The organism is Arthrobacter sp. AQ5-05 (assembly GCF_003287975.1).
GTDB lineage: Bacteria > Actinomycetota > Actinomycetes > Actinomycetales > Micrococcaceae > Paeniglutamicibacter.
In genome coordinates this window covers 132718-146997 of the sequence record NZ_QMKQ01000005.1, presented here as the reverse complement: position 1 = coordinate 146997, position 14280 = coordinate 132718, and the positions used below count along the sequence as shown (strand labels likewise).

Genomic DNA, 14280 nt, shown 5'->3' with positions numbered 1-14280 from the left:
TCGAGGTCATGCCCAACGACACCCCCGCATCCGTGAGCCGCGCCCAGAAACTTCAACTGGGCACGGCCATGGTCCTGGCGGGGGTGTTGTACGTTGCGCACTCCTTCCTGCGCTTCGCCAACTTCGAGTCCCGCGGCTACGACCTGGGCATCTTCGACCAGGCCGCGCGGCAGTATTCCATGTTCAAGGCACCGATCGTGCCGATCAAGGGCGTGGACTTCAACCTGTTGGGCGACCACTTCCATCCGATCCTGGTGCTGCTCGCCCCTTTCTACTGGATCTGGAACGACCCGCGGATGCTCGGCATCGTGCTGGCGCTGCTGCTGGTCTCCTCCGCGATACCCGTCTACCTGTTCACCCGGCCGCGCTTCGGGCACCTCGGGGCGCTGCTTACCGCCTCGGCGATGCTGCTGTGGTGGCCGTTCCAGGCCATCGTGAACTGGGAGTTCCACGAGGTCGCCTTCGGCGTGCCGATCATGGCCTGGATCATCTGGGGCTTCGACCGCGGCCGCCATTGGCTGGTCGTCGGGCTTGCCTGCGCGCTGCTGCTGGTGCGCGAGGACATGGGCATCACCATGGTTGCGGTGGGCATCGTGCTGCTCTTCCACAAGCAGTGGGCCAAGGCGGCATTGACGGCAGCGATCGGGCTTGGCGGCTACTTGGTGGTCACCAGCTACCTGATCCCGCTGTTCTCCCCCGCCGGCGTATTCACCTACTGGCAGTACACCGCCCTGGGCGCCAGCGCCGGGGCGGCCATCGCCTTCCTGCTTACCCACCCGTTCGCCTCGATTGAGATCCTGTTCAACCACCAGCTCAAGGTGGCGTTGTGGCTGCTGAGCTTCGTGCCGCTGGCATTGCTGCCGCTGGCCTCCCCGTACGTGATCCTGGGGGCCCCGCTGCTGCTGAGCCGGCTGTTCAACGACCGGCTGAACACCTGGGCCCCGGTGTACCAGTACGACGCCATCATGGCCCCGATCCTGGTCCTCTCCGCCGTGCACGTGCTGGGCAAGCTCATCCAGCGCCACGGCTGGAACCGGATCAAGGTCATCGCCCCGGCCTGGCTGCTGGTGTTTTCGCTGGTCGGCACGCTGTTCTTCCACTCGGTCTTCCCGCTGGGCCGCACGCTGACCGGGGCCAACTGGGCTTCGGGCACGCTGGTCGCCGCCAAGGAACGCGCCGTGGAAATGATCCCCGACGGCGTGTGCGTCGAGGCCGCCGACACCTTGGTTCCACACCTGACCACCCGCACCTATGTGGGGATGATGGGCGACATCGGCACCGATTTGTCCAGCTGGATGATCATCGACTTCAACGAGCAGGAGCTCGGCGGCTGGGACCCGCTGAACCCGCCCCAGGCCCTGGAGCGCGCACATGCCCTGGGCTTCAAGGAGGTCGCACCCATCGACCATGGGCTGCTGGTGCTGCACCGCGACATCCCGGTGAACCCCGTCTGCTCGGATTACCTCAAGCGCTGACACCCTCCGGCGCGGAACCGCCCACGCTCAACCGGCACTTCATGGGCCGCACCGGATTTCCCCGGTGCGGCCCGCGGCGTTAAGAGGTGAATCCGCGAGCGGCGTTTCCCGACACCGGCCGCGCTTCTTGGCCCCGCAGCGCCGCCTGGCCATTAACTGCATGAAGGCTCCGGCCATCGCCGGGGTTCGCCATTCACCGCCGCCGTCGCAGGCCCCGCCCCGCACCACCAGGACGCCAGGACGTCTGGACGCCGGGAAGCACCATGGACAGGCGCCCACTGGCCATCAGCCCCGTCACCACCCCGCCGTCGCGGGATGCATCATCTTCGGGGGCCACCACGTGGGCAATTCCGAAATCCATCATGGCCGCGGGACAAAAAGATGCCGATCGCGGTACGTCCGTGGACACCCGGCACCGATGCCATGGAATCGAAGCGCGATCCCCTGACGACCATGGGCACGGGGACACCGAGACACCAAACATCGTGAAGAATCCGGCCGCCGCGATGTTCCCGACGTTGGATTCCGGCTCGAAGGCTGCATGGGCCACGGCAGGTGTCCGCGCATGCAAAGGCAGGATGGCACCCGGTTTCTTCATGGGTTCCATCCTGCCTTTGCATGCGCGCCGATCCGCGCCGAGGCCCGCATGCACCCGGTTGGGGTGACGGCGCGGGTCCCTCGGGCCGGCCGGTCCCGAATCAGCTTTCGGATCGGGCCTTGCGCCCGAGGACGAACTTGTCCTGAAGGTTTTCCAGACCCCCGGCCAGCGGGTCGTCGGTGCCATCGGCCCTCACCACGTCCCGGTCCGGGTTGCGGATGTCCCCGATGATCTTCACGCAGATGTACACCAGCATCGCCATGTGCGCGACGATGCCCAGGCCGTAGAGGATTTCGATGGCCCAGCTGTCGCCGAAGTACTTCAACCCGGAAACCCACTTCGCGCTCCAGAGCCAGACGAACACCCAGTGGAACACCTCGATCCCCTGCCACACCAGGAACTCGCGCCACTTGGGTCGGGCCAGCACATAGAGCGGGATCAGCCACATCACAAACTGCGGCGAGTACACCTTGCCGAAGAGCAGGAACGCGGCAACGATCAGGAACGCCAGCTGTGCCAGGCGCGGGCGGCGCTTGGCACTGAGCCCCAGCCAGGCGATGCCCAGGCAGGCGATCCCGAAGAGACCGTTGGAGAGGTAGGACATGGTCGAACCGTCCATCCCGGTCCACACGAACGCCAGCCACATCGAGGAATTCCCCGCCGGGCGGTCCCCGGAGAAGGTGTAGAAGCGGCTCCATTCGTCGAACGCGGTGATCATGAACGGCACGTTGATCGCCAGCCAGGCGACGATGCCCGACGCCAGCGAGACCCAGAAGTGGCGCATGCGCCCGGTGCGCCAGCACAGCACCAGGATCGCGCCGAAGAGGAAGAACGGGTAGAGCTTCGCCGCGGCACCCAGGCCCAGCAGCACCCCGGCCAGCACGATGTGCTTGCGGGAGAACGCCAGCAGGCCGCACATCGCCAGCATCACCGCCCACAAATCCCAGTTCAGCTGGCTGGTCAGGATGATGCCCGGGGCCAGCGCCACCATGATCGCATCGCGGCTACGGTGCCTGGCGGCATAGGCGACCGCGACGACCACCACTGCCCAGCAGATGAATGACAGGGCCGAGTTCAGATCGAAGTAGGCCAGCTGGCGTTCGTGGCTGAATCCGATGCCGGGGATCACCATGGCGGTGAGCCCGGCAATGATCGCCAGCAGCACCGGGTATTCCAGGGCCTGCTCGGCCGGCAGCCCGGTGAAGTAGGGGAAGAGCTTGTCGGCCATGCCGCGGGTGCCGAAGAGCTGGGTGAAGTCCGAGTAGCACATGTGCAGGTGCTGTTCGGCGTCGGGCCAGCCGTTGATGCGGCACCATTGCTTGGTGAGCACCGCCAGCCCGGCACCGACGATGGTCAGCACCAGCAGCCCGATGATGACCGGACGGGTTGCCTCGCGGGCGGTGAACAGGTTCTTGACCGGTTGCATCACGATCCGGTTGCCTCGTTTCTCTGGTGTTTGGGTGGAAAGTCCGTGTATGGGTGCGGGGCGGCGAGCCCCGGGGTGGTGCCCGTTATTGCCCTGCCCGCAGCGGCCGACGCCTGTCGGCGCCGAAGATGGCGGCCGTCTTCGGGTCGATGAACACCAGGTAGGCCATGTAGGCCAGGGTGACGGCGGCGGCAAAGAGGCGCACCGCCAGCAGCGAGAACCACTGGCCGATTGACAGCTGGTCCACCACGCCGGAGAGCATCACCAGCAGGCACAGGATGTACAGGGCCCGCTCCCAGTTCACCGGGTAGCGGCGGGACAAGGCGAAGAAGGGGATCAGCCACAGCAGGTACCAGGGCTGGATGATGGGGGCCAGCACCACCGCGGCGCCCAGGGAATATCCGGCGTAGAGCAGCGGGGGTCCGGCCGGGCGGCGGACCGCCAGCCAGAAGACGATGGCCAGGGAGGCCATGCGGAAGATCGTGAACACGATCCCGGCGATGAATTGCAGATCCCCCCCGGCGAGCGATCCGATCCAGCCCACGAGCATGCCCAGCAGACCCACCGGCGCATAGGGGAAGGCCGCCGAGCCGGCGCCTGCCATCGCCGGGATCCAGCCGAACCAGAGTCCCGACGCCCACCCCAGCAGTGCCATCACGGCCCCGGCCACAAACCCGGTGTACGCCCAGGCGCGGACCTTCGCGCCAAGGCCCGCGTTGGCCGCCACCATGGCCAGGCCCACGAACGGCAGCACCAGCACCACGATCGGCTTGATCGCGATCGCGGCACTGGCCGCAAGGATGCCGGCCAGGTGGCGCTTGCGCATCACCAGCAGGAACCCGAGCAGCACCCCGCCGATCATCAGCCCGTCGTTGTGCACCCCACCGACCATGTTCAGCAGGAACAGGGGGTTGGCCACCGAGATCCACAGCGGCCAGGCCGCATCCCGGCCCGTGGCCCGGGCCAGCGCCACCACGGCCCAGGCGCACAGGGCAACCCCGGCCACGGCCACCAGGCGCATCAGCGCCACCCCGTACTCGGGAACCCCGCCGGAGACGAAGTACACGAACCGGGCGTACATCAAGAACAGCGGCCCGTAGGGCGAGGAGGATTCGGCCCACAGCGAGTCCGAGCCCTGCGCGAACCAGCCCGGCAACTGCGAGACCCAGTCGGTGTAGGGCGAGAGCCCGGCATGCATGAGCCGGCCCTGGCCCAGGTAGGAGTACACGTCCTTGGACAGGATCGGGAAGGAGAACAGCAGCGGGATCGACCAGACCCAGATGGACTTGGATATCACCGCCACCGGGTTGGCACCGTCCCCCTGGGAGCGCTGGCGCAGCCGCAGCCAGGCACGGAAGAGCAGCATCGAGCCCAGCGCCAGCAGCAGCGTGCAGATGATGACCCCGAGCATTTCCACGCGCAGCGGCAGCAGCACCCTCGCCCGGGCCAGCAGGGACTCCTGCGAGCTGGGGATCCAGCCCACGCCCCAGGACCCGACCATCACCATGATCGAGGCGAGCAGCCCCTGGGCGATGGCGACGTCCGGGGAGTTCTCCCCGCCTCCGGTGAGGCGGCGCAGCCCCGGGACCCGGGAGCTGCGCTGGCGCAGCGTCTCCAGGGCGCGGGTGGCGCGCACAAAGCGGCGGCCGGGTGCCGGCGGCGACGCCGGGCGCGGGGCGGGGCTCACGTCGTTGGCACCTCGGGATCGCGGCGCACCGACCCGGTTCCGCGGCGCAGCCGGGCCGGCAGCGTCGCGGCAAAAAGGGGCTTGGTGCGCGGGTCCAGAAACGCCAGGTAGGCCATCGCCACCCACGAGATCCCCGTGGACAGGTGCTTGACCCAGGGATCGAGGTCGGAAAGGAACTGCCAGATGAAGATCTGGTCCGCGGCGCCGAAGGCGATGAAGAACGCGGTGGTGAAGTAGACCCAGAGCAGCTGCCAGTCGTCCCGGATGCCTGTGACGGCGAAGAAGGGCAGCAGCCACAGGATGTACCAGGGTTGGATGATCGGCGAGAGGATCACCAGCGCGGAGAAGGCCAAGGCCATGCGCTGGACCAGGTGCGAGTGCTTTCCCTTGAAGATCAGCACCAGCACCAGTCCCACCGAGGCGAGCCGGCCGATGAGCTTGAGGATCGGCAGCAGCCAGTCGGTGGGCAGCCCGATGGTCGACAGCGCGCCCGAGAGCACGGAATTCAATGCCCCCACCGGGGCGAAGACGACGGCGCCGGTGCCGGTGCCCAGCATCACCGTCAGCCAGCCGAAGCCATACCCGTTGGCCCAGCCGATGATCGCCATGATGATTCCCACCAACCCGGCGGTGTACACCCAGTAGCGGATCTTGCGTCCCCAGCTTGCCCCGGACCCGGCCCAGAGCAGCCCGACGAACGGCAGCAGCACCAGCGTGATGGGCTTGACCCCGATGGACGCGGCAATCAGCACCACCCCGAGCACCCCGCGGCGCGTGGCCGCGTAGTAGGTCCCGGCCAGGGCCAGGCCGACCATCAGCGAGTCGTTGTGCGCGGAAGCCACGAAGCTGATCAGGAACAGCGGGTTGGCCACAGAGATCCAGGTGGCCTTGGCGCCGGAGACCTTGTGCAGCGCGGCGATCCTGGGCACGTAGACCATGCACAGGATCACCCCGAGGAAGGCGACGAGGCGGAAGAGCAGCACAGACAGGTCGGGGCTTGTGCCCACCAGCCGGTTCACCCAGTACTCCACGTTCAGGTAGAGCGGGCCGTACGGGGTCTCGGATTCGGCCCAGGTGATGTCCGCGCCCAGCTGGAACCAGTTGTTCAGCGTGGAGATGCCATCGACGTAGGGGTCCTGCCCGGCGGCCACCAGCCGGCCCTGGCCGATGTAGGCGAAGACGTCGCGAGAGAAGATCGGCAGCGCCAGCAGCATCGGGACGCTCCAGGCCCAGACCGCCTTCTTCACCACGGCCAGGGACCCCTCGGGCCAGCCGGCCAGCTGCTGGCCCAGCCGCAGCCAGGCGCGGAACAGGATCCAGCAGCCCAGGGTCAGCACCACGGTGCCGGTGATTACCCCGGAGTACTCGGTGCGGATCGCGATCAGCAGCGGGTAGCGGTTCAGCGGGGAGGCGCTGGCCAGCCAGCCGATGGCGTAGGAGCCCAGCAGGATCATGACCGAACCGATGGTGCCCTGGATCAACGGGGACAGGTGCGGCCCGCGGCCCGCACGGGGCTTCGTGTCGGCGCTGGATCGCACGTGGTTCATCTGCGCCCCGCTCCTGGTTCGTCGTATCTTGGCTGTAGGTTCCGGCTGGCGTGTCCGATGGCGTGCCGAACCGGATGGATGCGCGCTTCCATGGCGCGCAAGGGCGCGGCAGTCCGCGCAAAAATCAAGTCCGATCCTAGCATCGCAAGCCGGGTATGCCCGGGAGGCAAGCCCCGGGTGCGCGCGAGCTCACATCACCATTCTCTCCCCGCACGCCCCGGTTGGACCCCCGTCCCGGTGCATCGAGCACCGCCCGCGCTCCCGGCTCCCGGGCATCTCCCGACGCGGTCCGCACGCTGGCGTGGCTAACGACCCGGTGCCCGTGCATCCTGCATAGGCTTGGAGCAGCTACATCGATCACAAGCGGAAACGAGGCAACACCCGTGGGCAGGCGTGCAAAGAGCGTACGGAATCCGGTGCGCAACCATTCGCTGCTGGGCTGGGGCATCTTCCTTTCCCTGCTGCTGGGCATCGCTTCCCCGCGATTGGGCATGAGCCTGGTTGCCTCGATCGCCCTGGCCGGAACCGGGCTGGCGGTCTTCGTGATGCTGTGGCTGCTCTCGGCAACGCGCGGCTCTTCCCGCCCCTGACCGGCCCCGTCGGGGTCTCATCGGGTAAGTTGGGGTCCGTGCCTATTTCAGCTGAAAAAATTGTGTGGATCGACTGCGAGATGACGGGCCTAAGCCTGGAAACCGACGCGTTGATCGAAGTTGCGGTCCTGGTGACGGACGCCGAGCTCAACATCCTGGGTGACGGGGTCGACGTGGTGATCAAGCCCCCCGCTGCCGCCATGGAGCAGATGGGCGACTTCGTGCGCAACATGCACACCACCAGCGGGCTGCTCACCGAGCTTGATGCCGGCCTGGGGATGGCCGACGCGCAGAAGATCGTCATGGACTACATCCGCTCCCACGCCCCGGAGCCCAACAAGGCGCTGCTGGCAGGAAACTCCGTGGGCACCGACAAGAACTTCCTCGCCCGGGACATGCCCGAGGTCACCGACCACCTGCACTACCGGATCCTGGATGTCTCCACCATCAAGGAGCTGGCCCGCCGCTGGTACCCCCGGGCGTTCTTCGCCGCCCCGGCCAAGACCGGCAACCACCGCGCCCTGGGTGACATCCGCGATTCCATCGAGGAACTGAAGTACTACCGGGCCACCGTCATGGTCCCCGCCCCGGGCCCGGATTCCGCCTCGGCAAAGGCCGCCGCAGCCCAAATTGTCGCTCAAAGGCCTGCTGATTAGGCCCTGTGTCGCACAACACAGCCCCTGAGGCCCTTTTCGAGTTGGCACTCCACCTCGAAGTGTGTGTAATATAGTTCTCGTTGCCCAGCAGTTCGGAAGAGATTCCGGGCCAAGGGCGACTAGCCTCAGGGCGAACTTGGTGGGTATAGCTCAGTCGGCAGAGCGTCTGGTTGTGGTCCAGAAGGTCGCGGGTTCAATCCCCGTTACTCACCCCAATGAAGCCGCTCCGGATCAATCCGGAGCGGCTTTTGCCATTCCACCGTGTTTCCGGTTTTTCCGGCGGGCGGGGCAGGCACTCGCAGCCCGGTGTCCGGCGCTGTGGTTCAGGGCCGGACCCCGCTACCGTCTTGGTTGGCCACGCACCTGGCCGCCCACGGGGGCTCCCGCTCCCCATCTGCACACCGTTTCACAGAAAGCACTTAGGAGAAGTCTTGAGCATTCGTCCGGTCACCATCTACGGCGAACCCGTGCTGCACACGCGCGCGAAGGAAGTTGCCGAATTCAATGACGAGCTTCGTGCGCTGATCACCGACATGTACGACACCATGGATGCCGCCAACGGCGTCGGCCTGGCCGCCCCGCAGATCGGCGTCGGCCTTCGCATCTTCACCTACGAGTACGCGCACGACGACGATGCCCCCACCCGTGGCGTGGTCGTGAACCCGGTGCTGACGCTCTCGAAGATCTCCGGTGCCGCCCCGGACCCGGAAGAGGACATCGAGGGCTGTCTGTCGGCTCCGGCACTGAACTTCCCGCTCAAGCGCGCCGAGTTCGCCCGCATTGAGGGCTTCGACGGCGACGGCAACCCGGTGGCGTTCGATGCCACCGGCTGGTTCGCCCGCATCATGCAGCACGAGTACGACCACCTCGACGGCTACCTGTACGTCGACAAGCTGCCCGAAAAGTGGGCCAAGCGCTGGAAGAAAGCCAAGAAGTCCCTCGAATGGGGAGTTCCCGGGCTGACGTGGATGCCCGGCACCGACGAGGACCCCTTCGGCCACTAGCCCCGCCGCCGGCATCCCTCGCGGCACACGCCCCCATCGATGCACCCACCGGCGCTCCCCGCCAGCAAGCAGGTCACCATGTTTGAGCAGCTTCACCCGCGGATCGCCGCGGCAATCCTCGAATTGTGCGCCGTCCCGGAACCCGACGTTGGCGCATGCACAGCCATGCTTCGCACCGAGGCAGGGGAACCGGTGCGCAGCGCACTGGCCGCCCTGGAAGCGCGCTGGGGCTCGTTCCCGGCCGAGGGGCTGCGGATGCTGCCGGGCGTCGATTCCCGGGCCTGGATCGAGGCGCTGCTGCGCTTCGCCCCGGTGGCGGCCGCCCGCCTGGAAGGGATGCGGATTCCCGCGGCGGTGATCGAGGCGACCCTTGCGGATATCGGTGCACAACTGCACTGGCACCGCCGCACGCACGGCGGCTTCGGGCTCGACACCGCGTGGTGGACCACCCTGCACCTTTCCGGATCGCTGTACCGGCTGGGCCGCCTGCAATTCCACCTGCACCGCGATACGGAAAGCGGTCCCTGGACGGTGGGCCTTCATATCCCCGAAGACGGAGCGCTGGATGCCGGCTCCGTCGATGCCTCGTTGCGGCTTGCCGCCACCTTCCTGGCGGAACACTTCCCCGCACACCGCATCGACCACGCCTACTGCGATTCCTGGCTGCTCGATCCGCATCTCGCCGACGCCCTTCCGAACTCGAACATGGCCGCTTTTTCCGCACGCTTCACGAACGTCGAGCTGCGCGACGAGCCGGGCGACGCGCTGTACTTCACCTTCCGGGTGCCCGCGGACGCGGAGATCTCAACGCTGCCGAGGGACTCGTCCCTGCAACGGGTGGTGCTTGAGCGTATCGAGAACGGCGGTTCATGGCGGGTCGGCAAGGGTCTTGCGCCCTGGCCCATGCCCGTTGGCTGAGTCCCACCCATTCGGCCCGGGGCTCGAAGAACGACCGGGTGGGGAACTTCCCGTCGTCCCACCCCTCGGGGCCAGGGGCCGGGCCCCGTTCCAACGCCTGGGACACGAAGGCGTATCCACCTCCAAAGGTGTCCGGCTCGCCAGCCAGGAGGCAGCCGCGCGACCCGAACCGCCGGGCATCCCGATGAAAGATCTGTGGTGGTGTGCGGGAACTCCGGCGCCTTCCCACCCGACCGCATCCAGACGGCCGCCGCTGCCAGACCCGGGATCCCGGCAAACAACGCCAGCGCAAGAATCGACAGGACCCGAGTGCCGCAACCCACGCGGCTGCCCCGGATTCGGGCGTTAACGCCGAAGCGGGCCGCACCCGCCTTCGATTCCGAAGAAGGGTGCGGCCCGCTTTGCGGACGCGCTGCTAGACGCTTGCGGTCTGGACCGCTGCGATCGCCGGCACGGCGACCGGGTGGGTGCCGGCCATGGTTTCGATGACGCGCACCACCTGGCAGGAGTAACCGAATTCGTTGTCGTACCAGACGTAGACGACGGCGTTCTTGTCCGAGACGATGGTGGCCAGGCCGTCAACGATGCCGGCACGGCGCGAGCCGACGAAGTCGGTGGAGACCACCTCGGGCGAATCGATGTAGTCGATCTGCTTGTGCAGCTCGGCACCCAGCGAGGTCTCGCGCAGGTAGCTGTTCAATTCTTCCTTGGTGGTCCCGATTTCCAGGTTCAGGTTCAGGATCGCCATGGAAACATCCGGGGTTGGGACGCGGATGGCATTGCCTGTCAGCTTGCCCTCGAGCTCCGGAAGTGCCTTGGCAACTGCCTTGGCGGCACCCGTTTCGGTGATGACCATGTTCAGCACTGCCGAACGTCCGCGGCGCTCGCCCTTGTGGAAGTTGTCGATCAGGTTCTGGTCGTTGGTGAACGAGTGAACCGTCTCGACGTGGCCGTGCACGACGCCAAAGCGGTCGTTCAGTGCCTTGAGCACCGGGGTGATGGCGTTGGTCGTGCAGGATGCCGCGGTGACGATCTTGTCCTCGGCGGTGATGTCGCCGTGGTTGATGCCGTGGACGATGTTCTTCAGGTTGCCCTTGCCCGGTGCGGTGAGCAGAACGCGGGAAACGCCCTTGGCGGCCAGGTGCTGGCCCAGGCCTTCCTCGTCACGCCAGCGGCCGGTGTTGTCAACGACGATGGCGTTGTCGATGCCGTAGGAGGTGTAGTCGACGGTGGCCGGGTCGTTGGAGTAGATGACCTGGATCAGCGTGCCGTTGGCGAGGATGGTGTTGTTTTCCTCGTCCACGGTGATCGATCCGTCAAACGGGCCGTGGACCGAGTCACGGCGCAGCAGCGAGGCGCGCTTGACCAGGTCGTCGTCCGAGCCCTTGCGAACCACGATGGCGCGCAGGCGCAGGCCGTAGCCGCCGCGTTCGATGAGGATGCGGGCCAGCAGGCGGCCGATGCGGCCAAAACCGTAGAGCACGACGTCGGTGGGCTCGGCGTCGGTGGCGCCGGCCTTGCCGACCTTCTCGCCCAGCTCTTCGATGAGGAAGGCGTTCAGGTCTGCGGAACCCGAGTCCACGAACTTCTTGTTCAGGCGGCCCAGGTCGACCGCGACGGCGCCGACGTTCAGGGCGTCAATGGCCTGCAGCAACGGCATGGTCTGCTCGATGGAGAGCTCTTCGCCCTCGACACGGCGAACCACGCGGTGTGCCTTGAGGATGTTGATGACCGACTGGTTGATCAGCTTGCGGCCATAAATGGAGGTCACCACGTTGTTGTTGCGGTACAGGCGCCCGATCAACGGGATCATGGCCTCGGCGAGCTCTTCGCGCCCGCTCCATTCCTGTAGGGCTTCGACAGACTGCTGGGTCACTGAAAATCCTTCCGATTCAGCCGGCTGGCGATCCTCAAGCCGGTTGTTACCGCTAAAGCACCTTTGCAGAAGCGGTTGTTTGAGGGGGTAGCAGGATCATTCCCCCGGTGGAGCGCTATGGCCCAGCACCCATTCTAGTATGTGTACGCGGCGATCTTCAGCACGTCCCGGTGAAGTCCCTCACACCCGCCGTGGTGCCGGGGACCGCGCCGTTGTGCTCCTGAAGCCACGACCCGCTGCCGGGCAGGGTTCCGCTTGCCGCCCAGGGGTCGATGCCGTGTTCGAGCCAGGACAGGGACTGGTGCCAGAACGTGCCGCTGTAGCTGTCGTGAAACAGCCCGAAATGCCCGATGCCCTCGCGCCCGTAGTCCCCTGGTTCCAGGTGGTGCGTGCTGGCCGGGGCCTGCGGGGTGCAGGCCAGGGCGCGGGCCACCGCCGGCCCGGTGGCATAGGGGTCGTCGGTGGGTGCCACCGCGCGGATCGGTGCGCGTAACGCTCGCTGGGCTTCGCGCATCCGTTCACGTTGGCCGGCCGGTGCGTTCCTCGTGAAGTCCTTGCGGCTGCGCGCCCGGTCCAGGGCGACTCCCCGGGGCAGGTCCTCGAGCCGGCCCCGCCGCTTTCCCGGGAAGAATCCGCACGCCAGCGTGGCCAGCGGCATGTACAGGTGCCATCGGAAGAGGAATCGGGCGCGGTGGCCCTTGGCGTGGTCCCGCCAAAAGGCGTGCTGTGCCCCGACGGTCAGGATGCGGGTGAGGTACCGGGATTCCGGTGCCAGGCCCACGGCGAAACCCCCGTAGCTGTGGCCGACGAGCAGCAACGGGAGGCCACCGTGGCGCGTCCGTGCCCAGCGCAGCGCGGCGTCGATGTCCTGGGTTCCCCAGTCGTGCCAGCGCGCCCGGAAGCCGCGCAGCGTGGCGGGTGCGGAGGTGCCGATGCCGCGGTAGTCGAAGGTCACCGCGATGAATCCGTTCGCGGCAAGGAAGGCTGCGTAGCGGCGGTAGTAGCGCGAGGGCACTCCCGTGGCCGCGGCAATCACGACGATGCTCTTGGGTACCCCGCTGGCGGCATCGGTCCGGGGCGTCGCTGGTTCGAACACGTGCCCGTGCAGTACCTGGCCGTCGTCGCAGGCGATCTCGATTGTCGTGGGGCCTGCCACGCTCCGGTGCTCCCGCGGGGGTTCTAGCGCGGGATCCAGGGTTCCCCCGGCGTGTCTTCGGAACCGTCCGCGGCCTCGTGCGGGTGTGTGGAAGGCCTGTGCGGGAAGCCTGCCAGCGGGTCGCGGTCCTGCCCCTGGGCGGAATCCTGGACTTGGCGCTTCTGTTCCTCAAGGGCTTGCTGGGCGGCCGAGCCGGAGGGCTTGTAGAAGTTGTTCAAGGCATCGAAGACGCCACCGGCTCCGCTGCCTCCACCGTCGGTGGGAAACGTGAACTTCGAGGCGGCCCAGAGCAATCCGATGCACAGCACCGGTATCGCGATCAGCCAGAAAAGCCACTCCATGACCTGAGTCTAATGCCGGGCGAACCGGGCGGCGGGACATCCCCCCGTGCCGCCGCCCGGTGCCGGCTCAGGCGACTTGCAGCTTCCGGGGCGTCACTTGTGGTTCTTCCGAACCGGCCAGTTGGGCGGCCCGTGCGGCTTCCGAAGCTTGGGCAGCGGAGACTCCATGGTGCAGGGCTGCGGCCATGATGGCCTCGAGAGCCTCGATTCGTTCGTTCAGGAGAATCCGGGCGGAGGCCACGTCCTCGGCGGCGGCACGGACCAAGTCCAGCTGGTGCACGGTGGTGTCCTTTCATGCGCGTCGAAATCTGCAGGCAATATTCTAGCCAAGGCATCCCCGCTGCTCAACCCGGCACGGGCAGAGTCTGGACCAGATCGCGTTTCTGCCTGTGCGGGGAGGTGCGCCGGTGTAGGTTGCACGGAGGTTCGGCGCGCCGGGCGGCCATGATGTGGAACTTCCAAACCGACTGGACCGGAATCCGCAGCGGTTCCGTGGCGGGAGGGCTGTGGCACGCCGGGTTTCCTCAGGCATTTCGGCATGATGCTGGGTTGCGCACAAGCCGCTGCATCCCATTGGTTGCAAGGGACGCTGTGGTGTGAATGGACGGGATGACGCGTACGCCGGGTTTTGTGCCGCGGTCGGTTACCCGAATCGCGGTGACGATCATCTATCTAGGAGTGCCGTTGCCGACACCCTCAAGCGGTCCACCCGACTGCATTGAGCGAACAACCCAGCAGTCTGTCTGACCTTGCTCCGGGTGGGGTTTACCAAGCCACTCCAGTCACCTGGAATGCTGGTGGTCTCTTACACCACCGTTTCACCCTTACCCGCACGAATGCGGGCGGTCTATTCTCTGTGGCACTAGCCTGCGGGTTACCCCGAGTGGGCGTTACCCACCACCCTGTTCTGTGGAGCCCGGACGTTCCTCGGGCCACTTGCGTGGCACGCGATCGTCTGGTCATCCCGTCCAGCAAACAAGTCTAGTCGCTTTTGGGTTGCGGCTTA

Annotated in this window: 12 protein-coding genes, 1 tRNA gene and 1 other RNA gene; 6 read left to right on the top strand and 8 right to left on the bottom strand. The window is 66.8% G+C overall.

Going from position 1 to position 14280, the window contains the following annotated elements; genetic code table 11:
• The first annotated feature begins 8 nt into the window (after positions 1 to 8).
• Positions 9 to 1475 (top strand): DUF2079 domain-containing protein, encoded by a 1467-nt coding sequence (locus tag DQ353_RS07470; RefSeq protein ID WP_113762143.1) that lies wholly within the window; start codon positions 9 to 11, stop codon positions 1473 to 1475.
• Positions 1476 to 2173: 698 nt separating this feature from the next.
• Here the strand turns inward: DQ353_RS07470 and DQ353_RS07465 are convergent.
• The 3 genes from DQ353_RS07465 to mptB (DQ353_RS07455) all read right to left on the bottom strand — a co-directional run bounded on the left by DQ353_RS07465 (position 2174) and on the right by mptB (DQ353_RS07455) (position 6733).
• The gene (locus tag DQ353_RS07465; RefSeq protein WP_113762142.1) at positions 2174 to 3499 is read right to left on the bottom strand and encodes a glycosyltransferase family 87 protein; all 1326 of its coding nucleotides are present in this window, start codon (positions 3497 to 3499) and stop codon (positions 2174 to 2176) included.
• An 85-nt stretch (positions 3500 to 3584) separates the two neighbouring features.
• Positions 3585 to 5186, bottom strand: a complete 1602-nt coding sequence (gene mptB / locus DQ353_RS07460) for a polyprenol phosphomannose-dependent alpha 1,6 mannosyltransferase MptB (RefSeq protein WP_113762141.1) — start codon at positions 5184 to 5186, stop codon at positions 3585 to 3587.
• A complete protein-coding gene (gene mptB, locus DQ353_RS07455) occupies positions 5183 to 6733 on the bottom strand; it encodes a polyprenol phosphomannose-dependent alpha 1,6 mannosyltransferase MptB (protein WP_113762140.1) in 1551 nt (516 codons plus the stop codon). The genes mptB (DQ353_RS07460) and mptB (DQ353_RS07455) overlap by 4 nt, the downstream gene beginning before the upstream one ends.
• Before the next feature lie 383 nt (positions 6734 to 7116).
• Here mptB (DQ353_RS07455) and DQ353_RS21290 point away from each other — a divergent pair, with 383 nt between their 5' ends.
• The 5 genes from DQ353_RS21290 (at position 7117) to DQ353_RS07435 (ending at position 9901) form a co-directional block, all read left to right on the top strand.
• Positions 7117 to 7323, top strand: coding sequence for a hypothetical protein (locus DQ353_RS21290; RefSeq protein WP_146755219.1), 207 nt, complete (start codon positions 7117 to 7119; stop codon positions 7321 to 7323).
• Positions 7324 to 7361: 38 nt separating this feature from the next.
• Entirely contained in the window at positions 7362 to 7979 is a 618-nt protein-coding gene (gene orn / locus DQ353_RS07450) for an oligoribonuclease (RefSeq protein ID WP_113762139.1), read from the top strand.
• Between the two features lie 139 nt (positions 7980 to 8118).
• A tRNA-His gene (locus DQ353_RS07445) sits at positions 8119 to 8194 on the top strand.
• Positions 8195 to 8410: 216 nt separating this feature from the next.
• Complete coding sequence (def, locus tag DQ353_RS07440) at positions 8411 to 8983, top strand: peptide deformylase (protein WP_113762138.1); 573 nt, start codon at positions 8411 to 8413, stop codon at positions 8981 to 8983.
• Between the two features lie 78 nt (positions 8984 to 9061).
• Positions 9062 to 9901 (top strand): acyltransferase domain-containing protein, encoded by an 840-nt coding sequence (locus DQ353_RS07435; protein WP_146755218.1) that lies wholly within the window; start codon positions 9062 to 9064, stop codon positions 9899 to 9901.
• 415 nt (positions 9902 to 10316) lie between these two features.
• Here the strand turns inward: DQ353_RS07435 and DQ353_RS07430 are convergent, their stop codons facing one another.
• From DQ353_RS07430 to rnpB, 5 genes are all read right to left on the bottom strand, one after another.
• Entirely contained in the window at positions 10317 to 11777 is a 1461-nt protein-coding gene (locus DQ353_RS07430) for a glyceraldehyde-3-phosphate dehydrogenase (protein WP_113762136.1), read from the bottom strand.
• 157 nt (positions 11778 to 11934) lie between these two features.
• Positions 11935 to 12933 carry an alpha/beta hydrolase family protein gene (locus tag DQ353_RS07425; protein WP_113762135.1) on the bottom strand — a complete coding sequence of 333 codons (999 nt, stop codon included), beginning with the start codon at positions 12931 to 12933 and terminating at the stop codon, positions 11935 to 11937.
• Positions 12934 to 12956: 23 nt separating this feature from the next.
• Positions 12957 to 13274 (bottom strand): hypothetical protein, encoded by a 318-nt coding sequence (locus DQ353_RS07420; RefSeq protein ID WP_113762134.1) that lies wholly within the window; start codon positions 13272 to 13274, stop codon positions 12957 to 12959.
• A gap of 67 nt (positions 13275 to 13341) precedes the next feature.
• Positions 13342 to 13554, bottom strand: coding sequence for a hypothetical protein (locus DQ353_RS07415; protein ID WP_113762133.1), 213 nt, complete (start codon positions 13552 to 13554; stop codon positions 13342 to 13344).
• Positions 13555 to 13875: 321 nt separating this feature from the next.
• Positions 13876 to 14241: RNase P RNA component class A (rnpB, locus tag DQ353_RS07410), an RNA gene on the bottom strand.
• Positions 14242 to 14280 lie beyond the last annotated feature (39 nt).

What these genes read in the sequence shown, in the direction of transcription:
- DQ353_RS07470 (WP_113762143.1), top strand. Translation starts at nt 9, where the DNA reads ATGCCCAACGACACCCCCGCATCCGTGAGCCGCGCCCAGAAACTTCAA.
- DQ353_RS07465 (WP_113762142.1), bottom strand. Translation starts at nt 3,499, where the DNA reads ATGCAACCGGTCAAGAACCTGTTCACCGCCCGCGAGGCAACCCGTCCG.
- mptB (WP_113762140.1), bottom strand. Translation starts at nt 6,733, where the DNA reads ATGAACCACGTGCGATCCAGCGCCGACACGAAGCCCCGTGCGGGCCGC.
- DQ353_RS07435 (WP_146755218.1), top strand. Translation starts at nt 9,062, where the DNA reads ATGTTTGAGCAGCTTCACCCGCGGATCGCCGCGGCAATCCTCGAATTG.
- DQ353_RS07420 (WP_113762134.1), bottom strand. Translation starts at nt 13,274, where the DNA reads ATGGAGTGGCTTTTCTGGCTGATCGCGATACCGGTGCTGTGCATCGGA.